Raw genomic sequence first — 24,157 nt, 5'->3', positions numbered from 1 at the left:
GCCGCATCTCGTGGAGCGTCACCTGAATGTCACCTCGCGAGGCCGAAGTGGTCGGCCATAAGCTCGACCGTCCTGGTCTGGATCTCACGCGAATGGCCGCCGGTGACAAGCATGATCTCGTCGATCTTTGTCTGCTGGTGCAGGCGTTCCAGCGCGTCGCCGACCTGCTCACCTGAGCCGTGGATCGTGTTCGCCATGTAGTGGTCGAGAACCTGTTGTTCTTCGAGCGTCGCCGAGTACGCGGCGACCTCCTCTGGAGGGAGCAGCGCGTAGGGCCTGCGTTGGAACATGCGCAGCATCGCCATCGCTGTGGAGCTCGTCTGCCGACGCGCCTCATCGGGGTCGTCGTGCGCCGCGACGGACACACTGACCATGGCGTGGGGTGCAGCAAGGGTGACCGAGGGCCGGAACTTCTCTCGGTAGATCCGCAGTGCGCTTGCCACGTCGGCCCGACCGAACTGGAGGGCGAACGCATAGGGACGGCCAAGCTGCGCGGCGAGATGCGCCGAGTAGTTCGAGGAACCCAGCACCCACAGTTGCGGGACACCCTCTTCATGGGGGACGCGGTTCTCGGCAGCCTGCCAGGGCCCGGGAACCGCATGTACAGACTGATAGGGGTGGCCAGCCGGGAAGTCGTCTTCGAGAAACCCCACCAGTTCTGCGATCTGCTCGGGGAACTGATCGTTGGCGTCTCGATGGCGCCGCAACGCGGCTGCGGTGGGCTGATCAGTGCCCGGCGCGCGACCGACGCCGAGGTCGATGCGGGCGGGAGCGAGCGCGTTCAGCATTCCGAACTGCTCGGCGACCAGGAGGGGCGCGTGGTTGGGGAGCATCACTCCCCCGGCGCCCAAGCGAATGCGCTCCGTCTCCCCGGTGAGGCGGGCGAGCATGAGTTGAGGTGAGGACGTTGAGGCGCCAGGCATGCCGTGGTGCTCGGACATCCAGAAGCGCTGGAACCCGCGACGGTCAGCGATCTTCGCCAGGTCAACGACGTCGCGGTACGCCGCGCTGGCCGGAGTTCCGGCTCCGGTCAACGCGTTGTCCAGCACAGAGAGCGCGAACGGCGCGGTTCCGGACGGGGGTACGGGCTGCATATGCTCTCCAAATTTCTCATGTCAAATCTGTTTCTTTGACGTGAGATCAACGCTAACACCTTCTCACGGAAATAACCCACTGATACCGTGAGGCTATGACCAGCACCCCCCTTCCTGCCGCACCAGGTGAAACCCTGCACACGAGCCTGGCGCTCGCGAACAGCGCCGTGACACTCACGAGCGGGCAACACTTCGATGAGCTGGGGAACCCACAGGAGGCAACCACCTGGTTGATCGACCACGGCCTAGTCCCATCGAATACAGCTCTGCTCTCGTATTGTCAGCAGCAGCTCACCGGGCTTCGAGAGACGCTGCGCATAGTCTTCTCCGCTCAGGTAGAAGGGCAAACCCCCGCCGTGCACGCACTGGAGCACCTCAACACAACCATGACCGCTGCCCCGGGGATTTCAGCGCTCCGGTTCAGTCCGGGAAACGGATTCGCGCGCGAGTCAGTACACCCCGTCTCTCGGCTCGTTGAGCACGCCATGAGCCAACTTGCCGACGACGCGGCGAAGCTCCTGAGTGGCGACCAGGCGCAACTCCTCGCCCAATGCGCCGCGGCGCCGTGCGATCGATTCCTGCTCCGCACACACGCGCGGCGACACTGGTGCTCGATCCGATGCGGCGACCGGGTGCGTGCCGCACGCGCCTACGCGCGCAAGAACCATGGCACCACGCCCGGAGATTGAGCAGACTAGCGGCCGCCCTCGCGGCGGAATAGGCGAGCGAAGAATCCGGCTGGAGTCGCTTTAGGCTCTTCGTGACCACCGCAGCGGTCCGCGGAGCGCACACTGCTCATGACCTGGTCGACGTGCTGACCGCACCCCGCCCAGGTTGTCTTTCCGCAGGTCTTACAGGCAACAGCTCGGCACATTCGGTACTCCTCATTTTGGGGATAGTTCTTCGTCGTGGATGAATCACCCGCCAGACAGCGAGCGAGCACGGTTCCGCTTTTAGGTCGGAACGGAGTCAGAGCTCGGGCAAGGGAAGCCAGCTCAGGCGAGCGAGAGGAAGAGCTTCTCGAGCTCCTCGGTGGTCAGACCATCCCGAGCCTCCGCGTCCTCGGGGGCAGAAACGCACTCCTCGAGGGCAGTCGCGACAACCAGGAACCCTGCACGATTGAGGGCATGCGTCACAGCCGCCAGTTGCGTGACAACATCCCGGCACGGAGCACCCTCGTCGACGGCAGCGATGAGCGCATCAAGCTGACCCCGGGCACGACTGAGTCGATTCCTGACCTTGCGCTGGGCGTCTGCGTTCGGTGAGCTCATCAGTGGTTCTCTCTTCCGTTGTCTGCGGATGGCACGTTACTGGGATGGCGTGGAACTGTCGCTGAGGACTTCATCGGCACGGTCGCCGAGCACAGCCCGCAGCGTCAGCATTCCGCCGGAAAGCGAGGCCGAATCGAAGCCGTGCTGAGCGAGCACACGATGGGCGATCGCCGAGCGGACACCGGAAGCGCACATGACCCGCACCGGACGCCCCGCGGCTGCTTCTCGAACCTCGGCCAGCCGTTCGCGCAGCTGCGTATGCGGGATCTGCAACGCCCCGGGAACCATGCCGCTCGCAACTTCCTCACTGCCACGCACATCCAGAATGAGAGACCCCTGGCGCACTTCATCGAGGTCGTGAGCATCCCAGAGAACAAGTGTGCCGTCGAGGACGTTGGCGCCGAGCATGCCGGCAAAGTTGATCGCATCTTTCGCCTGCCCGTACGGGGGCGCGTACGCCAAGTCAAGGTCGATGAGGTCATCCACCGACAGTCCTGCCCGAATGGCCGTTGCGAGCACATCGATGCGTTTGTCGACCCCGTCGGCGCCGACTGCCTGTGCGCCAAGAATTCGCCCGCCATCTTCCGAGATGTGGAGGCTCAGATGAATCTGTGATGCGCCAGGAAAGTACCCGGCGTGCTGGTTCGGGTGCAGGTGCAGAGTCCGGAAGGCGATGTCGGCACGCTGGAGTGCGCGGCGGCTCGCGCCGGTCAGCGCAACTGTCACGGCACCGACGCGGATGATCGCCGTCCCCAGAGGCTGCGGAATCGCTCGAGCGGTCGCGGGCCGCAGAATGTTGTCGGCGACGAGTCGTCCGGCACGATTCGCCGGACCGGCCAACGCAACCGGCCCACGGCCGCCGGTGATCGCACTCACGCTGAGCGTGGCATCCCCGACCGCCCACACCGAATCGGCGGACGTCCGCCCCCGCTCATCGACGATGATCGCGTCATCCTCGACCCGCAGCCCTGCGGCAGCGAAGGGGCCCGTATCCGGTCGAACTCCGGCGGCGAGAAGGATGAGATCGTACTCTCTTTCGGCGCCGTCCGAGAATAGGACTCGGTCGGCATCCGTCCCGGGGAGGATCTCGATCACCTCGGTTTCAGCGCGCACCTGCACACCGAGCCTGCGTAGCTCCTCGAGCACAAGCTGCGCATGCTCGGCGTCGAGCTGCGGCAGCACCTGAGGCCCACGCTGAAGAACAGTAGTCGCGATCCCGCGAGCTGCGAGCACTTCGGCGGCTTCCAGGCCGATGAATCCAGCCCCGATGACCAGCGCCTGGCGTACACCCGCATCCGCGAGTGAGCGGAGATAGTGGGCATCCTCAATCGTGCGCAGCGTGCGAACGCGATCAGAGTCGATGCCGGGAATCGCCGGGATCACGGCTCGCGCACCCGGCGAGAGCACAAGCGCGTCATAGCTCAGCGACGTGACCCCCTCCGAGGTCCGCACAGTGAGCTCGCGGGAGTCGACATCGAGACCGATGACGTCGTGGCCAACACGAATGTCGAGGTTGAGGGACGCGCGAAGCCGCTCCGGGGTCTGCACAAGCAGCGCATCCGGGTCGGCGATCTCCCCGCCGACGAAGTACGGCAGACCGCAATTGGCGAACGACACATGAGTTCCACGTTCAAGGACAATGATCTCCGCATGCTCGTCGAGCCTCCGTGCCCTCGCAGCAGCGCTCATGCCCCCGGCGACCCCGCCGACGACGACAATCCTCACCTGGAGCACCTGGAGCGTCCATCAGTGGGTGACCTGTGCGGGGTGTCTGTCAGAGGAGCCATGGAGAGAACATATACCCCATGGGGTATATGTCAAGCTTGTCATGTGCGCGGAACCCACCTCGGGGCAGCGTGGCGTGAAACCATTGCAAGATGGTTTTTGAGCCTCTCGCCGCTGTCGCACTTCATCCGTAGAGTTCACATCGCGGCGAAACACTCCCCGCCTCAGCTCTCGGCGCATCATCGCGCACGACTTCAAGAAAGCAGTTCTCTCATCTCCATCCGCCAGCGACGACTCGCGCTGTTCGCCCTCTTTGCACTGCCCGGCCTCGGCATCTCCTCCTGGGTCACCAGAACTCCAGCTATTCGAGATCTACTTGGCGCTTCGACGTCCGAGATGGGTTTCATTCTTCTCGGCCTCTCGGTTGGTTCGATGCTCGGCATCCTCGCTTCAGGGCCCGGGGTTGCGAGGTTCGGTGCTCGGCCGATCATGCTCATCGGAACCGCGTCCGTGACCGTCAGCCTCCCCGTGATCGGTTTCGGCGCCGCTTGGTCATCGACCGCTCTTGTCGTTGCAGCCCTGTTCCTCTTTGGGTTCGGGATGGGTGGCGGCGAGATAGCGATGAACGTCGAGGGAGCAGATATCGAGCGGGAGATGGGACGCCCGGTTCTTCCCGCACTGCACGGCTTCTTCAGCCTCGGGACGGCGCTCGGCGCTACCGCGGGCATCGTGTTCACCCTTGCAGAGGTTCCCATCCAGGGGCATCTCAGCGCTGTCGGCGTGATCGGTGTTGTGCTCCTCGCGGCAGCGGCGGGAAAGATCCCCGCGGGCACAGGTCTTGTGGTGGTCAGCACTCCTGTCGCAGTTGTGGCAGCACCGAGAACGCGGAGAGCGGTCTGGAAGGAGCAGAAGCTGGTGCTCATCGCGGCCATCGTGCTCGCCATGGCCCTCGCGGAGGGCACAGCCGGAGATTGGCTCCCCCTGATCATGGTCGATGGGCACGGGTTCGACGCGGCCCTTGGTTCGGCCGTCTATGCAGGTTTCGCGATCGCCATGACCATCGGACGTTTCGTGGGTGGACGTTTCGTCGTCAGGTTCGGGCGGCCGCTCGTCCTCCGCGTCAGTATCGCGCTGGGTGCGCTTGGCATGCTGCTCGTGGCTGTCGTTGACAATCCGCTCGTAGCAGCTTTTTCAGTTGTGCTGTGGGGTCTTGGCGCTTCCCTCGGCTTCCCGCTTGCCTTGTCCGCGGCGGGCGAGAGCGGCCCGGACTCGGCTCGGCGTGTGTCCTTCGCCGCGACCATTGGATACGTGGCCTTCCTCGTCGGTCCGCCGGCCATCGGCTTCCTCGGAGAACACTTCGCTCTTCGAACGGCGCTCATCGCGCCCCTACTTCTCGTTGTTGCCGCTGTGTTCCTGACCCCCGCGACGGCGGGGACGCGGGCCGCATCCATGCCCCAGACGAAAGCGGAGACTCGTCATTGAACGCGTGACATAGCACCGGTCGGACGCTTCGCCGCGTCATCGAGCGTCGAAGCGTCGCCGGTAGCTGGAGGGCGTGCTGCCGAACGCGGACATGAAGTTCTGTCGGAACGTGACGGGGCTGCCGAACCCGGTGGCGGCGGCGATCTGGTCGATGGGGAGGTCGCTGGTCTCGAGCAGTGTGCGCGCCTCATCGAGGCGCCGGGACCTGACCCAGGCCGCCGGCGTCGCCCCAGTCGAGTCTCGGAACGCGCGTACGAACGAACGCTGGCTCATGTGGGCCGCGTCAGCGAGGCGAGCGACGTCGAGTTCCTCGGCCAGGTGCTCGAGCGCGAATGAGCAGGCGACAGCTATCGCCCCGTCCGCAGACTTCACCGCAACCGGCCTCGCGATGTACTGCGCCTGCCCTCCCTCCCGGTGAGGCGCGACGACGAGGTGCCGCGCAACCTGGTTCGCGACGGCGGAACCCAGCCTCGTTCGCACGATGTGGAGGCACGCGTCGATGCCGGACGCGGTGCCCGCCGAGGTCATGACATCGCCGTGGTCGAGGTAGAGCGCGGACGGTTGGACCGAGATCTCCGGGTGCCGGGATGCGAGCTCCTCTGTGCTCTTCCAGTGCGTTACCGCAGTGCGTCCCGCGAGGAAGCCGGCATCGGCGAGGGCGTTCGCCCCGAGACACAAACCGACGATAGGGACACCCGAAGCATGCCGGTGACGGAGTATCTTCAGTAGGGCGCGACCAGGAGGTATCCCATCCTGCAGCCAGGATGGGATGACGATGAGGTCTGCGTCTTCTGCGCTTCGCAGCCCCTGCACGCCGCCCATCGTGTAGCCCTCCGCCGTGCGGATCGACCCTGACCGCTCGGAGAACAGCCAGGTCTTCCACTCTGCTGCTCGGCTGCGCGTGACTTCGTCGAACACGAGGTGAGGCACCGAGAGGTGGAACATGGACACCCCGTTGAACGCGTAGACGGCAATCTTCATTCGCTCTCCAATCTGGCTTCAATCCATCGTAAACGTGCATTTACGCCAGTGGTCTCGCACCCCCAACGAAGCGAGGATGAATGCATGACAACCCCGCGTAGAGCCCTCATCCTCGTCGACGTGCAGCAGCAGTACTTTTCCGGTCCGCTCGAGATTCACTTCCCGCCCGTCGCGGAGTCTCTGACGAACATCACGGCCGCCATCGACGCCGCCACCGCGTCCGGAATTCCGATCGTCGCCGTCCAGCACACTGCCGGCGACCAGGCACCGGTCTTCAACCCGACCACCCCCGAGTTCGCTCTGCACCCCAAAATCGCGGATCGCCAGCAGTCAGAGTGGAAGAGCGTCGTCAAGCAGTACAGCTCCGTCTTCGCCGGAACAGACCTCCTCCCCTGGCTGCAGGAGCAGCGCGTCGATACGGTGACGTTCGTCGGCTACATGACGAACAACTGCATCATCGCTTCGTCCGCCGCGGCTGAGGAGCTCAACATCGCGGCGGAAGTCCTTTCCGACGCGACGGGTGCGATTAACATCGCCAACGGTGCCGGGTTCGCGACCGCCGAGACGGTGCACACCACGCTCATGACGCTCCTGCAGTCGAACTTCGCCGCGGTGTCGACAACAGAGGGATGGACGCAGGCTCTGAAAGCAGGCGAAGCACTGCCGAAAGACAATCTCCCGAGCTCGGCCATGTATGGCGCAGAGCTCGCAGCGCGCCAGTAGGGCCCTGCGGGTGATGGACGCATCGATGCCGTCCCGGCGGCGAGCGATCTTTCTCGATATCGATGGCACGCTGACCACCGATCTCGGAGACGTGCCCGACTCGGCGCACTCCGCGATCAAGCAGGCGCAGTTGAACGGCCACCTGATCTTTCTCGCGACCGGGCGCAGCCCGCTCGAGATCGATGCTCGCGTTGATGCCGTTGGCTTCGATGGCATGGTGGCGGGTGCCGGCGCCTACGTCCGCTACAACGGGACTTGGATCGTCGACAAGCACCTCACGGAGGCTGAAGCCGTATCGGTCACGCGGACGCTTGACGAACTGGGAGTCGACTACAGCTTGCAGGGCCGGCACGCGATGCATACGACGGTTGGGCACCGGTCGCGGATGCGCCGCGTCCTCGCCCAGCTGGGGTTCACGGACATCGAGAACACCGGCCTCAGGCACCACGTGATCGACTCGGGCCCGCTTCGGCTCGACCAGACCGCCAAGATCGTCTTCAGCAGCGACGATGAAACGACATTCGTGCGCGTTCAAGAGCGGCTCGGGAGCGACTACGCGATCGTCGGCGGCACCATGCCAGGACTTGGCGGGGGCGGCGGCGAGATCTCGATGCTCGGCGTCCACAAGGCCACCGCCATCGAAGAGCTCCTCCCCGAGCTCGCGCTGACGCTTGAGGATGCGATTGCCGTCGGCGACAGCGGCAACGACCTCGAGATGCTCGTCGCCTGCGGCGTAGGGGTCGCGATGGGAAACGGGACACCCGCGGCGAAGGACGCCGCTGACATCGTCACGGCATCAGTCGACGAAGACGGTCTGAAGGCGGCGTTCGAGCAGCTCGGACTCATCTGAGCCGATCACATCGCTAGGCTCGCTGCCGATAGCGATCGACGGCGTCGTTGTTCCCGCATCGCGTTGAGCAGTACCGACGCGTCGCGTTCCTGCCGACATCGACGAACACCTGCCCACACCCACGCCGGGAGCAGACGCCAAGACGGGCGCCTCGCGACTCGGTCAGGAAGATCGCCAGGCCACCCGCGGTGACGGCCCGAACTCGCGCGAGGAGGTCATCGCCTTCGGGAGCGAAGTGCAGGTGCGGGTCGAGACCGTCGTGCGTGGTCAGGTAGACGCCTTTGCTCGCTCCGGTCGCGAGGAGTGCGTTGACCTCGTCGCAGCGTGCCCGCGCATCCACGCCCTCGAAGACCCCGCGGAGGCACACAGCCCAGTCGAGCAGGCCATCGACAAATAGCTGCAGCGCTTCCCGCCCGCGGATCACGTGCCGTTCGAATGCCTCGCCGAGCCGCTGTAGCGGGTCGCTGCTCGATGCCGCGTTGACCACATCGGCCGCGAGGAACACACCTGTCATGTTGTCATGGTTGAACTGCATTGACCTATTGCACCACGGTTGAGGCGTGGAAATTGTCATGACTGCGATCGTCCCCGTGCTGCTGACATTGATCGGCGGAGCGGTTCTGCGGCGAAGCATGCTGAAGTCGGGCGAGTTCTGGAGCGGCCTCGAACGCCTCACCTACTACGTGCTCGGACCAGCGCTCTTCGTCACCTCGATCGGGAACGCCGACCTCGGCGCCATCGACGTCGGCCCGCTCCTGCTGACGACGACCGTCCCCATCATCGCCGCAACGGGCGTGCTCGTCGCGGCGCGACCCTTGCTCAGATCCTCCGGACCCGCCCTCGGATCGATAGTGCAGGGCGCCATCCGCATCAACACCTACATCGGCTTGGTCTTTATCAACGCACTGCACGGTGAGCTCGGAATCGCGACGTTCGCGATCGCCTGCGCAATCTCGGTACCCGTCGTCAACCTGCTCTGCGTCTCAACACTCACGATCTACGGCGCACACGATGAGGCCAGGCCAAGACCGAAACTCCTGCGAGAGATCGCGACGAATCCGCTCATCCTCAGCTGCCTCGTCGGCCTGACCCTGAGCATCACGAACCTCGAGTTGCCGACCGCGATCGCCAGCACCCTCGACCTGGCAGCATCGTCCGCCCTGCTCTGCGGCACCCTCATCGCCGGCGCCAGCATCAGCTTCACCTGGAGACGACGCGACCTGATCGAGGTGACCGTCCCGACGCTCATCAAGCTCGCTGTACTGCCGCTCGCCGCTGCCAGCCTGGCCATCACACTCGGTGCGGACCAGCTGACCCTGCACGCAATCGTCATCCTGACGGCCGTCCCGACGGCCCCGTCTGCCGCCATTCTCTCCGCGAAACTCGGCGGAGACACCCGACTCATGGCGACCATCATCGGCGTGCAGACGCTGCTGTCGACAGCGTCGATGCCACTTATGCTCGAGCTGATCTCGGAGCTTCGGTGAGAAGCAAGGGTCCAGACGGGCAGATCGTGGATCAGGCGCTGGTTGATCGAGCGATGCGGAATCCGAGATGACTGGTCGATGAGTCCTCTGTTTGTCGCGTCCGAGCAGCAGGCCGATAGCGGAGGCAGTACGCGGGCGAGCAGAGGTGCGACCCGCCCTTGGTCACACGCCCTCGAGTCGAGGCCGGCGCGAATTGCTGGGGACTGCACGCGCATGATGCGTCTGCTTCGCTACCACCTCCCGCATCGTGTCGCGGAGTCCACACGCTCGATGTCCATTCCCAAGTGTTCCCGGTCATGTCGAAGAGGCCGAACCCGTTCGGTGGATATTCGCCGACGGGAGCCGTGTACGGCCACTCTTCTGCTTCGTTCTCGAATGGAAAGCGCCCCTGCCAGGTCTTCGCGAAACGACCTCCGGGGGTGTTGGGCGCTTCACCCCAGGCGTAGGTTGCTTGCTCCAACCCACCGCGCGCCGCGTATTCCCACTCGGGCTCGGTCGGAAGGCGCGCACCGAGCCATCGGGCGTACTCCTCAGCATCCTCGTACGCGATGTGCACCACGGGATGCGCCCCGAGCGTTTCGATCGAAGATCCGAGGCCTCTAGGCAATGTCCAGCAGGCGCCTCGCTGGAACTTCCACCAAGCTCGCCAGTCACGGAGATCAACAGGACCATCGGTTGGTTGAAAGACCAGGGAGCCGGCTTCGAGCTCGTTGGGATTGAGGCTGGGGAAGTCGGCCGCGGGCAGCGGTCGCTCTGCAACAGTCACATACCCGGTGTCTTGGACGAATGCGGAGAACTGCGCGTTGGTGACTGCCGTGGCAGCAAGTTCAAACGACGCCACCGAGGTTCGCATGGTGGGTGACTCCTCGGGGTAGTGGCGTTGTGAGCCCATGAGGAATTCACCGCTATCGAGGGTGATCATGTCCGGTTGCATCATTGGGGGCTCAATCCTAGGAGTGCGACGAACACGATACCCAGAGTGGCGATGAGCACAGACGACACCGCCAGCAGCACGACCGGCAGGGCGGTGGTCGAGAGGGCACCAGAGGGTCCGATCAGGTCGTGGTGGTTCCGCCGGTAGCGGTGGCTCGCTGCGACCCATCCGCTAGCGACGAGGACAAGCCCGCCGGCACACGCCGCGATCGCGGCCGCACCCATGACGGGAGTTGCAAGTCGGAGCGCCACGGCGAAAGCTACAGCCAGCGCGAGGCATGTCCGTTGCCAGGCGAGCAGCGTCCGCTCGGGCTGCAGTCCGACGTCGAAGACCTTCACACCAAGAGTCCGATAGTGACGAGGGCGACCGCCAGGACGACCCCGATTGAGAGGACTCCGCTCAGCGAAGGCCCTGGCAGCGGCTCGTGGCGGCGCATTGATCGTTCGGCGCGCATCCAGCCGATGAATGAGTTCACGGCGGCGAGCAATCCGAGTCCCAGGAAGAGCAGGGCCGCGATGAGGCGTACGGCCGGCTCGATGGGCAGCGCTAGTGCTTCCAGTGCGACACCTGCCGCTACGAGGGCGAGCGACGTCCTGATCCAAGCGAGGAAGGTGCGTTCATTCGCGAGCGTGAAGCGAGGATCCGGCTCGTCGCCCTCCCGGTAGACCCAGTGTGGCCACCGCCACCTCGTCATCGCCCGACGCTCCCCGCGTGGGTGCGGGACCGGGCCGCGAGAAATGCCGCACCGGTGAGCCCAGCGTCGTTACCCAGAACTGCCGGCACGATGGGTGTTCGCAGGTCAAGAAGCGGGAGGAAGCTGTCGGCGGCCGCTGAGATCGCACCGCCGACAACGAAGCGATCGGGAGTCGTCAAGGCCTCGAGATGAGTGAAGTAGACCTGGAGCCGGTCCGCCCACTGCTCCCAAGTCAGCGACTCCCGTTCCTTGACTGCAACAGAAGCGCGCGTCTCCCAGTCGACGCCGTTGATCTCGAGATGGCCGAGTTCGCAGTTCGGGACGAGCACACCATCATGGACCATGGCGGTGCCGAGTCCGGTTCCGAGCGTCACGAGCATGACGAGTCCGCTAGAGGTACGCGCGGCCCCGAAGGCAGCCTCGGCAACCCCCGCGGCGTCCGCATCGTTCAGCACGTGGACTGGCGTGCCGAGGGCCTGCTGAAACAGCATCCGAGCGTCGAGCCCGAGCCAGTCGGCGGAGATGTTCGATGCGGACAGGGCTCGTCCCCCTGCCACGATCGATGGAAGGCAGACCCCGACCGGGCGCGGGTGAGCGTCGCTGAGGCCAAGGCGCGCAACGAGGGCTCGGACCTCCGCCGCGACGGCTTCTGGTTCAGCGCCCGTCGGCGTCGGCACATGAAGCTGCTCGCCGAGACGCACGCCCGTGTCGACCTCCACGACCCCAGCCTTGATGCCCGTGCCTCCGACGTCCACGCCAATCGCTTGTGCCTGCATGTCTCGCCCTTCCCTCATCGAAAACCTCCCGCAGCGCCTTCGCGCCGGACAGACGCGAAAGCGTCCCCTGAGCTGCGTGCTTACCGTCCGCCAACCGCGATGTCGACGCGGTGCTGGAGATCGTCGACGGCCAAGCCAACTTCCAACGTGTACTCGCCGGGCTCCACGTGCCATCCGTCAGCCCAGTCTGCGAAAGCGCGCGAGGAGAACGGGATCTCGACGCGTACCTCTTGGCCGGCATCGGCGCGGACAACCGCCGAACCCACGAACCATCGCACCGGGCGATCGACCCGAGAATCCGGTCGAGACGCGTATACCTGGATGATCTGCTTGCCGCGTCGATCTCCGGTGTTCCTCACTGCGGCGGTGATGCGTCCCGCACCGCTCGAATCGGTCTGGTGCAGCGTGACGTTCTCGACTTCCCAGCTCGTGTAGCCGAGGCCGAAGCCGAACGGGAAAGCCGGTTCCTTACCCGCCTTGAGCCATGCACGGTAGCCGATGTGGATGCCTTCGTCATAGCGCAGAACCCCATCGACCGGAGTGACGTCGATCACGGGCACATCAGTTTCGAGTGCTGGCCACGTGGTGGGGAGCCGACCACCCGGTTCCCGGATGCCTGTGAGCACGTCGCCGACAGCGTTGCCGTATTCCTGGCCGCCGAAGTAGGTCACCAAGAGCGCTTCGGTCTCTTCGCGCCACGGCATGAGCACCGGCGAGCCGCTGTTGACGAGGACGACGGTTCGTGGATTGGCTGCGATGACCGCCGCGACGAGATCGTCCTGCCTGCCCGGCAGCGAGAGCGACGTCCTGTCGTATCCCTCGGACTCGACCTTCGCGTTCGTCCCGACAACCACGATCGCGACGTCGGCGTCCGCTGCGGCGCGGGCAGCCTGAGCCAAGAGTTCCTCGGGGTCAGCCTCGCTCGCCTCGAGACCCACCGTCAGGCCGAGAGCCCCCAGTTCGGCCCCCTCGGTCTGGGCGGGGCGGAACTCGATGCGAATCTCGGCAGGCTTTCCTTGCGTGAGCTGCACTGGGATGCTCGCGGGAGGAGGCGAGAGCAGGGCAGCGCCGAGATCAGTGCCGACGGCCTCGGCTGTGAGCTCGCCGAGCAGCTCACCGTCGACGTAGATGCGGCCGGTCCCGACTCCCGCGAAGCCGAGGCGAGCCCGTTCTGTTCGCTGAGCTGTGTAGAACGTCGTGAGTTCGAACGTGGACATCTCTCGAATCGGTGCGGTCCCGCCGAAGTACACGAGCTCGGTTGTGAAGCGGTCCTCCTCGTAGATGCTGTCGCCGAGGTGATCGAGGAACCGGATGTGTGCGCCGGCGTCCCCCGTCGACGGATTCTTCGTGCAGTCGGGGTGGAATGCGGCTACGCCATCCTGCACAACCGCGCCGAGCGAATACTCGACGGACGCATTTGGGAAGGCCGCACGGATGCCTTCGAGAGGCGAGACAATCCGTTCGGGAACCACCGTGGCGCTTCCCCCGCCCTGGGTCCTCGCCTGATCCGCGTTGTGACCGATCACCGCGATACGGCCGACAGTTGACGGGTCGAGTGGCAGGATGCCCGTGTTGCGGAGCAGCACAGTGCCCTCAGCAGCGGCCTCACGTGCGAAGCTCAGCCCATCCTCCGTGCTGCTCCGGGACATCGAGGGCTCGAACCCCTCGAGCGCGCCAACGTGTGCGGCGAGCCTGAGGATTCGCTCCACCTTGCGGTCGATCGCAGCCATGGCGACATCTCCCCGACGGACAGCCTCGACAAGCGCTCTTCCCCAGGGCCCGTCAGGTCCTGGCATGACGAGGTCCTGGCTTTGCATCGCACTCGCGATACCGCGCACGGCGGTCCAATCGCTGACGACGACGCCGTCGAAGCCCCATTCGCTATTGAGCGGGTCTTCCAGTAGTTCGTTCTCGGTAGCTGTAGTGCCGTTGATCGAGTTGTAGGCGCTCATGACCGTCCAAACTCGTGCATCCACGACCGCCTTCTCGAAGGCGAGAAGGTAGAGCTCACGAAGGGCGCGGTCGCTCACTTGCACGTCCGCCGTGAATCGATCGGTCTCAAAGTCGTTGGCGACGTAGTGCTTGACGCACGCGCCGACGCCGTTGTCTTGCACGCCCCGAACGTACGACGCTGCAAGCTCGCCCGTCAGCACGGGATCCTCGCTGAACGCCTCGAAGTGGCGACCGCCGAGCGGCGACCGGTGGAGATTGATCGTCGGTCCGAGAACGACATCGACGCCCTTGCGTCGCGCCTCAGCTGCCGACGCTACCCCGTAGCGGTAGGCGATGGCCGGGTCCCAGGACGACGACAATGCGGTAGCCGACGGCAGATTGAGGGAGGGCGAGCGTTCGTCCCAAGTCTCACCGCGAACGCCGCTCGGGCCGTCGGAGAGGAGCATGCTTCGCAGACCGATCTTCTCGATCGGAAGCGTGGACCAGAAGTCACGGCCGGTGAGGAGTTCGACCTTCTCTTCGAGCTCAAGGCGCTCGATGAGGTCCCGAATGCGGTCGTCCGATGGTCCTTCGGTGCGGGTGTTCACGATGTGTTCCTCTTCAGTGGAGTGGGGAGGCGGAGTCGAGTTCAGGTCACGCACGCAGCAGCCCTTGTGCCTCGGCCACCCGCGCGACGTCGCGCGGATAGGTTCGGTAGAGCACCGTCAGAAGCAAGGCGTTGAGGAGCATCGAGCCCACAAGCACGTAGAGGAAGACCTGCTGGAGCCCGAGGGTGTCTGCCAGCTGTCCCGCACCGAGCGAGAAGATCGCCCAAGCGACGGTCTCGAATCCGGTAAGCCAGATGGCGAACGCCTGCCCTCGAAGTGCTGCCGGGACAACGGACGAGACAATCGGGCGGTTGACAGGTGGGTTCATGCCCTGCCCCAGCCCCATGAGTGCCCAGAAGACTCCGTAGGCGAGGATTCCCTCGAACACGATCTGCGTGCCGAAGTACGCTGCCACGGCGAACACCAGCTGTGCGAGTTGCATGAAGAAGACGCGACCGCGCAGCCCCATGATGCGATCGAGCGTCGGGAGCGTGAACCCGCCACCGACAGTTCCGACGATGTAGCCGATTCCAAAGGGGATGAGGACGATGGCGGCCGTCGCGTTGTCGAAGCCTCGCTCGGTCACGAGGAACTGGATACCGAAGATCGTGATGAGCAGGTGACCCGAGAGCAGACGGGAGATCATCATGACGGAGAACGTTGGGATCGCGAAGAGCGAGAGCACTCGCCTGAAGCTGGTCCTCTGCAGGACAACGGCGCTGGTTGCTGGGGCGGCAATGCCGTCAGAGGCGCCGACGCCTGGATCTCGGAACAGGACCCACACCATCAGTCCGGCGACGAGACAGAGACCACCGAGGGCCCACATGCCGAAACGCCAGCCGTCGGTGATGCCGGTGAACAAAGCGATGAGCGGACCGACGAACGATGCGATGGCGTTCACTCCCCCGTAGAAGAGCCCAGCTGCCTTACCTCGCTCCCGGTCGGAGAACGAGTCGGCGATGACGGCGTTGGCGATGGGCGATCCACCGATGAGGCATGCGGCCATGAGTGTGGCGAGAACGGCCAGCTGGACGAAGTCCTGCGAGAAGCCGGTTGCGATACCGAAGGCACCACCGAGCACGGTGGTCAGCACGAGTGCGGCTCGCCGGCCGATCTTCGTCGCCAGCCAGACCCAGAAGGGACCCGCGGGCACGGCGATGATCTTCCCGAGCGCCGCGATGACGCCGAGGCCGCTGTTGTCGAGGCGCAGCGCTGCCGCGATGGAGGGGAAGAGCGTGTTGATCATTCCCGCTTCTGTGTTGTCGACAACGGTGACGCCCGTGAGCGTGGCGAGGTTCCGCCACCGGTGTGGGACTTTCAGCGCCGCTTCAGGCGGCGAGGTGCTCAGAGAGCTCTGTTGCGTCATTGCAATTTTCTCAGTTTCTCGAATGTCGTGCGTTGAGTGAAGTCAGTCGTTGCTGACGGGGGCAGTAGCTGCGGCCAGAGCCACGAGCTGGTCGGTGGTGATGAACGCGTGCTTGGCGAGGTCCAGGAGCGACATGGCCGCGGGCGCGGCGACCAGTTCGGTGCGACCGATACCCAGATGTTCTTCCAGGAGAGCTCTCATGCGCGGGTCCTGGTTGAGGTGGACCAGTGGCTGCTCGAGGAACGGATGCGCCTCGAAGAACGCAGGTTCAGGTAGCGGTTTCGCCATCTCACCTGCACGCTCTCGTTGAGCTCTCGCGAGCAGATGCTCAGGTCCGACCGAGCCGACCGCGGGCAGACCGAGACGCTGAAATTGACTGTGTGGCGCATCGCTCTCTCGCAGCAGGCGGACAAGCAACTGCGCCATCCTCAGCTCGAGCTGGTCGTCGACGATCGGTGCGGTCTGCTGTGGGTCCACTTCGGTATCGAAGAGCAGGGTGCCGTGCCGCCATGGATTCATCCAACCGGTCACCGCATCCATTCGCATCACACTGACGCCCTTGGTGAACGGCAGAGGTTCGCTCTGCGTCCAGTCGCGCAGCTCGTCGGGGCTGAACCGGCTGCGCATGTGCGTCGGCATGAGCGTGTACTCCTCGAGCGGAGCGTTGTCCTCCAAGGCAGCCGCGCGCATGTACACGTATCGCCCGTCGGTCACGTTGACGTGACCTCCGTGGATACCGAACAGTGCGCCGTCGCGTGCGACGGGCGTCGAGGCCGCGGCTTCAGCCGACAGCGCCAGGTTGATGCCCTGCATGTCGGAGGGGACTTCGACCCCGAAGAAGCTGAGGAGCGTCGGGGCAAGATCGATCGTCTGCGCGAGCTCGCCTCGGCGGGTGTCGCGAGCACCGGTCCGTGGGTCCCACAGGAACATCGGCAGGTGGACGAGTTCGTTGAACCACGGCTGGACGCTCTTCGCCCACCAGCCGTGCTCACCGAGCAGGAAGCCATGGTCGGTGTTGACGATGAGCATCGTGTCCTCCCAGAGCCCGTGCTCGTCCATCGCATCGAGAACTCGACCGAGGGAGCGATCGCACATGGAGACGAGGGCCGCGTATTCCATTCGCGCGTGCTCCACCTGGTCCGCCGACTCGCTCACCTTCTGGTAGCCGGGCCAGTCGAATTCCGGACCGTCGTAGTCGTGCGGGTACAGATCCTTGTAGGACTGATGCGTGAAGAAAGGTTCATGGGGATCGAAGAGCTCGATCTGCACCATCCAGTTGTCTGCGGCTGAGTTGGTGTCGATGAAGTGCAGGCCCGCATCCACGGTGAGCGTCTGCGAGTGCTCCGCCTCGGTGGGCATATATCGCCGGTTCACCTGGTCCTGCGAGTGCATCGCTGCCGGACCGAAAGAGCCTTTGGTGTCAGCGACCACACCCTTCCAAGGATCACCCTCCTGCCCTCGGAAGAATTCCCAGGTCGAGTAGCGCGTGTGGTAGGTCGCGCCTCCATCCTCCCAGTAGTGCGGGTGGTCGGACGCGAGGTGCGTATGCACGCCAGCTTGGCGAAGCAGGTCAGGCATCGAGTCGTCGAAGGGCTCGAGCGGACCCCACGAGCGGTGCAGGAAGTTGTACCGGCCGGTGTGCAGTTCGCGCCGGGCGGGCATGCAGGGCATGGAACCGGCGTAAAACGCGTCGAAGGTCGCTGTCCTGGTGGCAAGGCGTGCGAAGTTCGGTGCGTCGACGACAGTGTCACCGTAGGTCGGCAACATGTGCCGGTTGAGGCTGTCGAACATGAGCATGATCGCCCGCATCGCGCGCTCCTTTGCGTCTGAATCCAATTTGGAACGATGGCATGACACTTGTGTCATGCTTTTCGTGGGCTAAGGATGACACAAGTGGAGTAGCCCCGCAAGGGCGAATCAGCCACTAACCTTGAGAGCGTGACCGTGAAGCTGGAGCATCTCATCCTTGGGGTGCTGCTCGAGCAGCCAAGCAACGGGTACAGCCTCAAACGGTTCTTCGACACCGATGGCCGCTTCCTGAGGGCCAAGACGCAGATGAGCCAGGTCTACCGTTCACTCGCGCACATGGAGGACCGAGGCCTGGTCAGCCACTCCGTCGAACCCAAAGCGGGAGCGAACGACTCGAAGGTGTACCGCGTGACCGACGACGGAGCCAAGGCCTTCCTCTCCTGGCTTACCTCGAAGTACACTCCGCCGAATCGATTCGAAGAGCCAGAGCTGACCGTGAGACTCTCGTTTGCCGGATTCATGGACGTGGCCGACGTCGTGCGCCTCATCGACACGGAACTGCACGCGCGCCTGACCCAGCGCAAGCGCTTCAGGAACCGAGATAGGCAAAGAGAGCAGCACCCGACGGTGTCGTTTGATGCCTCGCTCGGAATGCTGGTGAACGACTGGGCACACGAGCACGGAAGCTCGGCGATGGACGCGCACATCAAGGCGCTCGAAGAACTTCGACGGGCACTGCACCCGACCGAATAATCCGCATCCGATTCGGCCTCAGCTCGCGCTCAGATCCCTAAATCTGGGTGCTCCCCAATGCATGAAGATCGCAGCAAGACTCAACAGTGTTGCAAAGACAGCGAGGACGGCCTCCGTCGGCATCGCGCTGCCCATCAGGCCGACCGTGAGCACTGCGGAGGCTGATGCCGTGTAGGTGGCGACCGCGAACTTTGACGCCAGCGAACTCTGCAGGCTCGGCACGGCACCCCTCGTCAGATACACCAGCGATGATCGATACGCCACGGCCCCTCCCCCACCGATGAGCGCCATCGCGATGAGCGCCATCACATTGCTCACAAGGAGCACGGAAACCACGGCGAGCGCGCTGCCAACAGCAAACGCGAGGTGGCCGCTCGCCCCAGGGAACAGTCGCCCGAGCGGCACGCTTCCGAGCTGGGCAATTGCTGCGGCCACCAACATGGTCACACTGCCGGAGAATTGCGCGACCGGCATCGCGGCATCAGCGAACACCGTGGGCGTGTACACGACTCCCGCGCTGAGCCCCATCCAGACGACGGCGGCACGCACGACTGTCCCGACATCTGCGCGTGTCAACCTGCTAGCTGGCACAGGGCCGGATCCGGGCCCGCGCGGGGCCCGCGACGAGCCTGCGCGGAGCAGCAAGCCGAGCACCAGCGCGAGCAGCAGCGCGAAGCCAGCGCCGACGAGGTACATGACGATCGCCCCAGCGATGGTCTCCAACACCGCCACGCTCTGCGCGATCGCGGTGCCGACGACAGCGCCGACGAGATTCCCCGTGGCGGCCAATCCCCTCCCGCGCCCCTTGAGCGCATCCACCACCAAGCCAGCCGCACCGCCCGTGGCGAGTCCGACCGCGACACCGGTAGCGGCCCGTCCGACGAGCAGCTGCACCTCGCTCGAGGAAGCGAGGAGCAGGTTCGCGAGCGCAGCGATAAGCAGGGCCGCGACCACGGCCGCACCGGGTGTCACCCGCAGCCGCGAGAAGCCGACGACCAGGAGGGTGGCAACCGCTGCCGACACGTAGACCACGAACGTCAGCGACACACCGAGCGGACTCAGGGGAACCTCGACCCGGAGCATGGGCAGCAGCGGGTTGATGCTGTTGGCACCGGCGATCACGAAACCGAACGCAACGGCGGCAAACGCAGCCAGGGCACGCTCCCTGGGGCGGGGGTTCGTCAAGGGGACTCCAGTTTTCGCTCACCGATCGGATCGCGAAGGCCCCGAAGGTCACCTGGCGTGCAGCTGCAATGTTCACACCTACTGGGGCCGAGTGTACCCACGAATCCCCAGTGGACACCGAACTGAGATGCGTGTATGTTCATGCAACGGACATGTGACTGGTCATGCAGGCAGGATCCGATTGTTGCTCTACAGAGCTACGATCGGGTCCTTTTTTGTTGCCCGGATGCAGTCCCCCGGAGTTCCAATGGAGGAGCACAACATGAACATCAGCTCAGAGGCTGCAGAGATCCTCGAGCACGTCGGCGGGAGCAGCAACGTGTCTGCCCTGCAGCACTGCTCGACCCGCCTTCGATTCTCCCTCGCCGACGACAGCACCGTCGACGAGGCCGCACTCAAGACCATCCCGGGCGTACTCGGCGTCGTCCGAGGCCCGCAGACTCAGGTCATCGTGGGAGGACGAGTGCTCGAGTACTACCGCGCAGTTGAGAAGCTCCGCTCGGGCTCCTCGGCTTCGCCCGTCGCAGAGAAGCCACGAACCCCGTGGACGTTCAAGCGAGTCGGTTCCAAGGTGCTGGACTTCGTGGTCAGCGTCTTCGTGCCCATCATCCCCGCGATCGCGGGCGCCGGAATCTTCAAGTCGCTCCTCGTCCTCGCGGCTGCGCTCGGCTGGATCGACCGGGAGACAGACTCGTACGCGCTGATCTCCGCCGTCCCTGACGCCGTGTTCGCGTTCCTGCCGCTGCTTGTCGCCTACACGACGGCCAAGAAGCTCGATGTCAACCGTCCCGTGGCGCTCGGCACAGTCGCCCTCCTCCTCTTCCCCGCGTTCACAACCCTCGTGACGCAAGAAGGCGGCACTGCACTCTTCGGGATTCCCGTCCCCGTCGTCAACTACAACTCACAGGTGTTCCCCGCGATCCTCGCGGTGCTCCTCCTGTGGGGCACCGAGCGCTTCTTCACGAAGTTTTCCTGGCCTCCCATCCGCACGTTCTTCGTGCCCCTCATGTGCTACCTCGTCGTGGCCCCCGCGACCGTCTTCCTCATCGGACCGTTCGGCTTCGAGATCGGCGACCTCTTCGCCGGTGTGCTCTTCAACTTCCACAACACCTTCGGATGGATTGCGGTCGCGCTCCTCGCCGCGATCCTGCCGTTCCTCATCTCGGTGGGCATGCACAAGCCGCTCCTGCCGCCGACGATCACGACCATGGCGACGTACGGCAAGGAGAGCTTCTACCTCACTGCCTCCCTCGCGCACAACATCTCCGAGGCAGGCGCGAGCTTCGCCGTGGCCCTCCGCACCCGCAACCAGGCACTCCGCGCAATAGCCGTGTCCGCAGGATTCTCCGCCCTCTTCGGCGTCACAGAACCCGCCCTCTACGGTGTGACGCTGCAGAACCGTCGCGCCCTCATCGCCGTCCTCGCCGGCGCGATCACCTCCGGTGCCTACCTCGGCATCACCTTCGTCGACACGTTCGCGATCGTCAGCCCTGGCCTGGCCAGCATCTCCATGTTCATCGACTCGCTCGACCCGTGGAACCTCATCCACGCGCTGATCGGTCTCGTCATTGGCCTCGTCGTGTCGTTCGTGGTCGGGGTTGTCCTCTGGAAGGACTCGGACTCCGGCACCCTGCGAGTGCTCGGCGAGACGACCGAACATTCCGATGAGACCGCTCCGAACCTCGAGGGGCTTTCCCTCGTTGCTCCGATGAGCGGCGAGATCGTCGAACTCGCATCGCTTGAAGATGGTGTCTTCTCCTCGGGCGTGCTCGGGGAAGGCGTCGCCATCCGCCCGAGTGACGGACGCGTCGTGGCACCTGTGACGGGAACCGTCACCTCCCTCATGGACTCGCGCCACGCCATCGGCATCCGCACCGACGACGGCATCGAAGTCCTCGTGCACGTCGGCATGGACACCGTCGCCCTCGACGGGGCACCCTTCACGACGCACGTTGCGCAGGGCGACCGGGTCGAAGCCGGACAGCACGTCATCGATGCCGACCTCACCGCAATCGCAGCAGCCGGACTCGACACCATCACACCCGTTGTGGTCGTGAACCCGGCAGGCAGAGATGCGCGCTTCGAGACCGGCCAGACGGTCGAGCGCGGAGCAGTACTCATTACCCTCACCAACACCAAGGAGACCGCAAATGGCACTGTCTGATCACTTCCTCTGGGGCGGCGCAATCGCCGCGAACCAGGCCGAAGGCGGCTGGGGTGAGGATGGCCGCGGCTGGGTCGTCACCGACGTGCTCCGCCGCCACCCGAACGCCAACAACGACGACTTCGCAGCACTCCACGCGGTGACACTGGAGAGCATCTCCGAAGCCAAGCGCGACCCCGACCCCACGTACTTCCCGAAGCGGCGAGGCATCGATTTCGTGCACCGCTATAAGGAAGATCTCGCGCTGTTCGCAGAGATGGGATTCTCCGTGCTCCGCGTCTCGATTCTCTGGTCGCGCCTCTACCCGACCGGTGAGGAGCTGGAGCCCAACGAGGACGGCATCGCCTACTACCTGGACCTGTTCGAGGAGATGCAGCGCCACGGCATCCAGCCCCTCGTGACGCTGTCGCACTTCGACGCGCCCCTCGAGCTCGCGGTCACCCGCAACGGCTGGCTCGACCGGGCCACGATCGGCCTCTTCGAGCGTTTCGCCCGCACCTGCTTCGAACGGTTCGGGCACATCGTGAAGCGGTGGATCTCGTTCAACGAGATCGACGGCATGGAACGCCACCCGTTCACCTCGGGCGGCATCATCGAGGAAACCGTGACGGGCACCTCGATCACGCAGGCCTGCTACACGGCCCTCCACCACCAGTTCATCGCCGGCGCGTCCGTGACCCGCATGCTGCGAGAGCTGCACCCGGACGCGCAGATGGGCTGCATGATCACCATGCTCACGACCTACCCGCGCACCTGCCACCCGAACGATGTCGCCGCGACGCGTGCGAAGGAGCGCCTCCTCTACATGTGCTCGGATGTGCAGGCCGGCGGTTCGTACTCGCCGATCGTGCTCCGCCAGCTCGAGGAGCTGGGCGTCACCGTGCCGTTCGAGGACGGCGATGTCGAGCTCCTGCGCGAGCACACCGCCGACTTCGTGTCGTTCAGCTACTACATGTCGATGACCGAATCCGTCGACCCCGACGCCGAGCGCACGCCCGGCAACACGGTCCTCGGCGTCAAGAACCCCTACCTCGGCTCGTCCGAGTGGGGCTGGCAGATCGACCCGATCGGGCTGCGCATCTCCCTCCTCGACCTCTACGACCGCTACCGCAAGCCCCTCTTCATCGTGGAGAACGGGCTCGGGATGCGCGACACGGTCGACGAGGACGGCCGGATCCGCGACGACTACCGCGTCGAGTACTTCCGAGCGCACTTCGAGCAGATGATCCAGGCTGTGGACGAGGGCGTCGACCTGCTCGGCTACACCAGCTGGGGGCCCATCGACCTCGTCAGCTCGTCGACGTCGCAGATGAGCAAGCGCTACGGGTTCATCCACGTCGACCTCGACGACCTCGGGAATGGCACACTGGAGCGCCGACGCAAGGACTCGTTCCACTGGTACCGCCAGGTCATCGAGTCCAACGGCACGAACCTCAGCTGACCTGATCGGCTGAGCTGGGCTCAGAACAACTCAGCTCAGCCGAGTTCACCCAGCTGACGAGCAGAAACCACCAGCGGCGTCAAAGGAGACCACCGTGCCCGCCATCAAGAAAATCCTCAATTCCAGTGTGGTGCTCGTCGTCGACGACCGCGGCGTCGAGCGCGTCCTCCTGGGCAAGGGCATCGGGTACGGACAGAAGCCGGGCGACGAGGTTTCCGCGACGATCACGGACCAGGAGTTCATCTCCCTCCCTGACTCGGATCACCGAAACCTCGTCGAGCTCCTCGCGCAGATCCCAGCGGAGTACGTGGAGCTGACGAGAGAGATCGTGGCGGATGCGGCTCAAGCGGGGCTGACGCTCGATCCGCACGTCTATCTCACGCTGACCGATCACCTCCACTTCGCGGTCGAACGGTTCAAGAAGGGAATCAAGCTCACCAACAGACTCGCGTGGGAGGTGCGCACGGTCTACCCCGACCATCACGCAGTCGGTGTGAAGGCGATCGACCACGTCGAAGACAGGCTCGCTGTGAGGCTGGGTGATGAGGAAGCCGCCAACGTGGCTTTCCACCTGGTTAATGCGGACACCGGAAAGCCGGACGTCGACTCAATGGGAGTCGTCGATCTCGTCGCAAAAGTCACCAGCATTGTGACCATGACCTCGGCCGTTCGAGCGTCACGCAAAGATCTCCATGCGTCGCGGTTCCTGACGCACCTGCAGTTCTTCGCCGAACGATTCTTCGCCGGTCAACTCCTCGAAGGCGACGACTTCCTGTTCCGGACCCTCAGCGAACGCGCCCCTCGCGCGATCGCGACTGCGGAACGAGTACGAACGTTCATCCGCGAGGCACACGGGGTTGAGCTCCCCGATGAGGAAGTGGCGTTCCTTGCCGTGCACATCGCTCGCGCTTCGCCGGAGTAGAGGCCGGCCACGTTGCTGCG

Annotated in this window: 23 protein-coding genes; 9 read left to right on the top strand and 14 right to left on the bottom strand. The window is 64.7% G+C overall.

Going from position 1 to position 24,157, the window contains the following annotated elements; genetic code table 11:
• Positions 1-29: 29 nt before the first annotated feature.
• Positions 30-1,094: an LLM class flavin-dependent oxidoreductase gene (locus tag C5E07_RS16415; RefSeq protein WP_104300742.1), complete on the bottom strand. Its 1,065-nt coding sequence runs from the start codon at positions 1,092-1,094 to the stop codon at positions 30-32.
• A gap of 95 nt (positions 1,095-1,189) precedes the next feature.
• Here C5E07_RS16415 and C5E07_RS16410 point away from each other — a divergent pair, with 95 nt between their 5' ends.
• The gene (locus tag C5E07_RS16410) at positions 1,190-1,783 is read left to right on the top strand and encodes an ABATE domain-containing protein (protein ID WP_104300740.1); all 594 of its coding nucleotides are present in this window, start codon (positions 1,190-1,192) and stop codon (positions 1,781-1,783) included.
• Between the two features lie 5 nt (positions 1,784-1,788).
• Here the strand turns inward: C5E07_RS16410 and C5E07_RS19845 are convergent, their stop codons facing one another.
• The 3 genes from C5E07_RS19845 to C5E07_RS16395 form a co-directional block, all read right to left on the bottom strand.
• Entirely contained in the window at positions 1,789-1,968 is a 180-nt protein-coding gene (locus tag C5E07_RS19845; RefSeq protein WP_104300738.1) for a hypothetical protein, read from the bottom strand.
• A 121-nt stretch (positions 1,969-2,089) separates the two neighbouring features.
• Positions 2,090-2,365 carry a metal-sensitive transcriptional regulator gene (locus C5E07_RS16400; protein WP_104300736.1) on the bottom strand — a complete coding sequence of 92 codons (276 nt, stop codon included), beginning with the start codon at positions 2,363-2,365 and terminating at the stop codon, positions 2,090-2,092.
• Between the two features lie 36 nt (positions 2,366-2,401).
• Positions 2,402-4,054 (bottom strand): FAD-dependent oxidoreductase, encoded by a 1,653-nt coding sequence (locus C5E07_RS16395; RefSeq protein ID WP_308471379.1) that lies wholly within the window; start codon positions 4,052-4,054, stop codon positions 2,402-2,404.
• On the opposite strand from C5E07_RS16395, the gene C5E07_RS16390 reads away from it, so the two are divergent.
• Positions 3,983-5,572: an MFS transporter gene (locus C5E07_RS16390; protein ID WP_258064005.1), complete on the top strand. Its 1,590-nt coding sequence runs from the start codon at positions 3,983-3,985 to the stop codon at positions 5,570-5,572. The genes C5E07_RS16395 and C5E07_RS16390 overlap by 72 nt on opposite strands.
• A 36-nt stretch (positions 5,573-5,608) precedes the next feature.
• On the opposite strand, the gene C5E07_RS16385 is transcribed toward C5E07_RS16390, so the two are convergent.
• Positions 5,609-6,553, bottom strand: coding sequence for a GlxA family transcriptional regulator (locus tag C5E07_RS16385; protein WP_104300732.1), 945 nt, complete (start codon positions 6,551-6,553; stop codon positions 5,609-5,611).
• An 84-nt stretch (positions 6,554-6,637) separates the two neighbouring features.
• On the opposite strand from C5E07_RS16385, the gene C5E07_RS16380 reads away from it, so the two are divergent.
• On the top strand, positions 6,638-7,276 hold the full coding sequence (locus C5E07_RS16380; RefSeq protein WP_104300730.1) for an isochorismatase family protein: 639 nt from the start codon (positions 6,638-6,640) through the stop codon (positions 7,274-7,276).
• A 13-nt stretch (positions 7,277-7,289) separates the two neighbouring features.
• Positions 7,290-8,126: an HAD family hydrolase gene (locus C5E07_RS16375; RefSeq protein ID WP_258064012.1), complete on the top strand. Its 837-nt coding sequence runs from the start codon at positions 7,290-7,292 to the stop codon at positions 8,124-8,126.
• A gap of 13 nt (positions 8,127-8,139) precedes the next feature.
• On the opposite strand, the gene C5E07_RS16370 is transcribed toward C5E07_RS16375, so the two are convergent.
• Positions 8,140-8,640, bottom strand: coding sequence for a CGNR zinc finger domain-containing protein (locus C5E07_RS16370; protein ID WP_258064004.1), 501 nt, complete (start codon positions 8,638-8,640; stop codon positions 8,140-8,142).
• 58 nt (positions 8,641-8,698) lie between these two features.
• On the opposite strand from C5E07_RS16370, the gene C5E07_RS16365 reads away from it, so the two are divergent.
• Positions 8,699-9,613, top strand: a complete 915-nt coding sequence (locus tag C5E07_RS16365; protein WP_104300724.1) for an AEC family transporter — start codon at positions 8,699-8,701, stop codon at positions 9,611-9,613.
• A 31-nt stretch (positions 9,614-9,644) separates the two neighbouring features.
• Here C5E07_RS16365 and C5E07_RS16360 read toward each other — a convergent pair whose 3' ends face one another.
• From C5E07_RS16360 to C5E07_RS16330, 7 genes are all read right to left on the bottom strand, one after another.
• Positions 9,645-10,535 (bottom strand): formylglycine-generating enzyme family protein, encoded by an 891-nt coding sequence (locus C5E07_RS16360; protein WP_219820032.1) that lies wholly within the window; start codon positions 10,533-10,535, stop codon positions 9,645-9,647.
• An 11-nt stretch (positions 10,536-10,546) separates the two neighbouring features.
• Positions 10,547-10,885, bottom strand: a complete 339-nt coding sequence (locus C5E07_RS16355; protein WP_104300722.1) for a DUF202 domain-containing protein — start codon at positions 10,883-10,885, stop codon at positions 10,547-10,549.
• Positions 10,882-11,241 carry a YidH family protein gene (locus C5E07_RS16350; protein WP_104300720.1) on the bottom strand — a complete coding sequence of 120 codons (360 nt, stop codon included), beginning with the start codon at positions 11,239-11,241 and terminating at the stop codon, positions 10,882-10,884. The genes C5E07_RS16355 and C5E07_RS16350 overlap by 4 nt, the downstream gene beginning before the upstream one ends.
• A complete protein-coding gene (gene ppgK / locus C5E07_RS16345; RefSeq protein ID WP_104300718.1) occupies positions 11,238-12,017 on the bottom strand; it encodes a polyphosphate--glucose phosphotransferase in 780 nt (259 codons plus the stop codon). The genes C5E07_RS16350 and ppgK overlap by 4 nt, the downstream gene beginning before the upstream one ends.
• Positions 12,018-12,097: 80 nt before the next feature.
• Positions 12,098-14,560, bottom strand: coding sequence for a glycoside hydrolase family 3 protein (locus C5E07_RS16340; protein ID WP_104300839.1), 2,463 nt, complete (start codon positions 14,558-14,560; stop codon positions 12,098-12,100).
• Positions 14,561-14,603: 43 nt separating this feature from the next.
• Entirely contained in the window at positions 14,604-15,923 is a 1,320-nt protein-coding gene (locus tag C5E07_RS16335; RefSeq protein ID WP_104300716.1) for an MFS transporter, read from the bottom strand.
• Positions 15,924-15,965: 42 nt separating this feature from the next.
• Positions 15,966-17,759, bottom strand: coding sequence for a sulfatase (locus tag C5E07_RS16330; RefSeq protein ID WP_258064002.1), 1,794 nt, complete (start codon positions 17,757-17,759; stop codon positions 15,966-15,968).
• A gap of 102 nt (positions 17,760-17,861) precedes the next feature.
• Between C5E07_RS16330 and C5E07_RS16325 the strand changes: the two genes are divergently transcribed.
• The gene (locus tag C5E07_RS16325) at positions 17,862-18,425 is read left to right on the top strand and encodes a PadR family transcriptional regulator (protein WP_219820031.1); all 564 of its coding nucleotides are present in this window, start codon (positions 17,862-17,864) and stop codon (positions 18,423-18,425) included.
• Positions 18,426-18,443: 18 nt separating this feature from the next.
• Here the strand turns inward: C5E07_RS16325 and C5E07_RS16320 are convergent, their stop codons facing one another.
• Positions 18,444-19,610, bottom strand: a complete 1,167-nt coding sequence (locus tag C5E07_RS16320; RefSeq protein ID WP_104300712.1) for an MFS transporter — start codon at positions 19,608-19,610, stop codon at positions 18,444-18,446.
• Positions 19,611-19,872: 262 nt separating this feature from the next.
• Here C5E07_RS16320 and C5E07_RS16315 point away from each other — a divergent pair, with 262 nt between their 5' ends.
• The 3 genes from C5E07_RS16315 to C5E07_RS16305 all read left to right on the top strand — a co-directional run bounded on the left by C5E07_RS16315 (position 19,873) and on the right by C5E07_RS16305 (position 24,137).
• Positions 19,873-21,774 (top strand): beta-glucoside-specific PTS transporter subunit IIABC, encoded by a 1,902-nt coding sequence (locus tag C5E07_RS16315; RefSeq protein ID WP_104300835.1) that lies wholly within the window; start codon positions 19,873-19,875, stop codon positions 21,772-21,774.
• Complete coding sequence (locus tag C5E07_RS16310; protein WP_104300710.1) at positions 21,761-23,215, top strand: glycoside hydrolase family 1 protein; 1,455 nt, start codon at positions 21,761-21,763, stop codon at positions 23,213-23,215. The genes C5E07_RS16315 and C5E07_RS16310 overlap by 14 nt, the downstream gene beginning before the upstream one ends.
• 94 nt (positions 23,216-23,309) lie before the next feature.
• The gene (locus C5E07_RS16305) at positions 23,310-24,137 is read left to right on the top strand and encodes a PRD domain-containing protein (protein ID WP_104300708.1); all 828 of its coding nucleotides are present in this window, start codon (positions 23,310-23,312) and stop codon (positions 24,135-24,137) included.
• The last annotated feature ends 20 nt before the right edge of the window (positions 24,138-24,157 follow it).

This window comes from Pseudoclavibacter sp. RFBJ3 (genome assembly GCF_002931375.1).
Lineage (GTDB): Bacteria > Actinomycetota > Actinomycetes > Actinomycetales > Microbacteriaceae > Pseudoclavibacter.
The sequence above is the reverse complement of the archived record's forward strand: the minus strand, read 5'-3'. Positions and strand labels throughout refer to the sequence as shown.

What these genes read in the sequence shown, in the direction of transcription:
- C5E07_RS16390 (WP_258064005.1), top strand. Translation starts at nt 3,983, where the DNA reads ATGAGTTCCACGTTCAAGGACAATGATCTCCGCATGCTCGTCGAGCCT.
- C5E07_RS16365 (WP_104300724.1), top strand. Translation starts at nt 8,699, where the DNA reads ATGACTGCGATCGTCCCCGTGCTGCTGACATTGATCGGCGGAGCGGTT.
- C5E07_RS16360 (WP_219820032.1), bottom strand. Translation starts at nt 10,535, where the DNA reads ATGATCACCCTCGATAGCGGTGAATTCCTCATGGGCTCACAACGCCAC.
- C5E07_RS19845 (WP_104300738.1), bottom strand. Translation starts at nt 1,968, where the DNA reads ATGTGCCGAGCTGTTGCCTGTAAGACCTGCGGAAAGACAACCTGGGCG.
- C5E07_RS16375 (WP_258064012.1), top strand. Translation starts at nt 7,290, where the DNA reads ATGGACGCATCGATGCCGTCCCGGCGGCGAGCGATCTTTCTCGATATC.
- C5E07_RS16415 (WP_104300742.1), bottom strand. Translation starts at nt 1,094, where the DNA reads ATGCAGCCCGTACCCCCGTCCGGAACCGCGCCGTTCGCGCTCTCTGTG.
- C5E07_RS16310 (WP_104300710.1), top strand. Translation starts at nt 21,761, where the DNA reads ATGGCACTGTCTGATCACTTCCTCTGGGGCGGCGCAATCGCCGCGAAC.
- C5E07_RS16315 (WP_104300835.1), top strand. Translation starts at nt 19,873, where the DNA reads ATGAACATCAGCTCAGAGGCTGCAGAGATCCTCGAGCACGTCGGCGGG.
- C5E07_RS16395 (WP_308471379.1), bottom strand. Translation starts at nt 4,054, where the DNA reads ATGAGCGCTGCTGCGAGGGCACGGAGGCTCGACGAGCATGCGGAGATC.
- C5E07_RS16370 (WP_258064004.1), bottom strand. Translation starts at nt 8,640, where the DNA reads ATGACAGGTGTGTTCCTCGCGGCCGATGTGGTCAACGCGGCATCGAGC.
- ppgK (WP_104300718.1), bottom strand. Translation starts at nt 12,017, where the DNA reads ATGCAGGCACAAGCGATTGGCGTGGACGTCGGAGGCACGGGCATCAAG.
- C5E07_RS16385 (WP_104300732.1), bottom strand. Translation starts at nt 6,553, where the DNA reads ATGAAGATTGCCGTCTACGCGTTCAACGGGGTGTCCATGTTCCACCTC.
- C5E07_RS16410 (WP_104300740.1), top strand. Translation starts at nt 1,190, where the DNA reads ATGACCAGCACCCCCCTTCCTGCCGCACCAGGTGAAACCCTGCACACG.
- C5E07_RS16380 (WP_104300730.1), top strand. Translation starts at nt 6,638, where the DNA reads ATGACAACCCCGCGTAGAGCCCTCATCCTCGTCGACGTGCAGCAGCAG.
- C5E07_RS16400 (WP_104300736.1), bottom strand. Translation starts at nt 2,365, where the DNA reads ATGAGCTCACCGAACGCAGACGCCCAGCGCAAGGTCAGGAATCGACTC.
- C5E07_RS16350 (WP_104300720.1), bottom strand. Translation starts at nt 11,241, where the DNA reads ATGACGAGGTGGCGGTGGCCACACTGGGTCTACCGGGAGGGCGACGAG.
- C5E07_RS16335 (WP_104300716.1), bottom strand. Translation starts at nt 15,923, where the DNA reads ATGACGCAACAGAGCTCTCTGAGCACCTCGCCGCCTGAAGCGGCGCTG.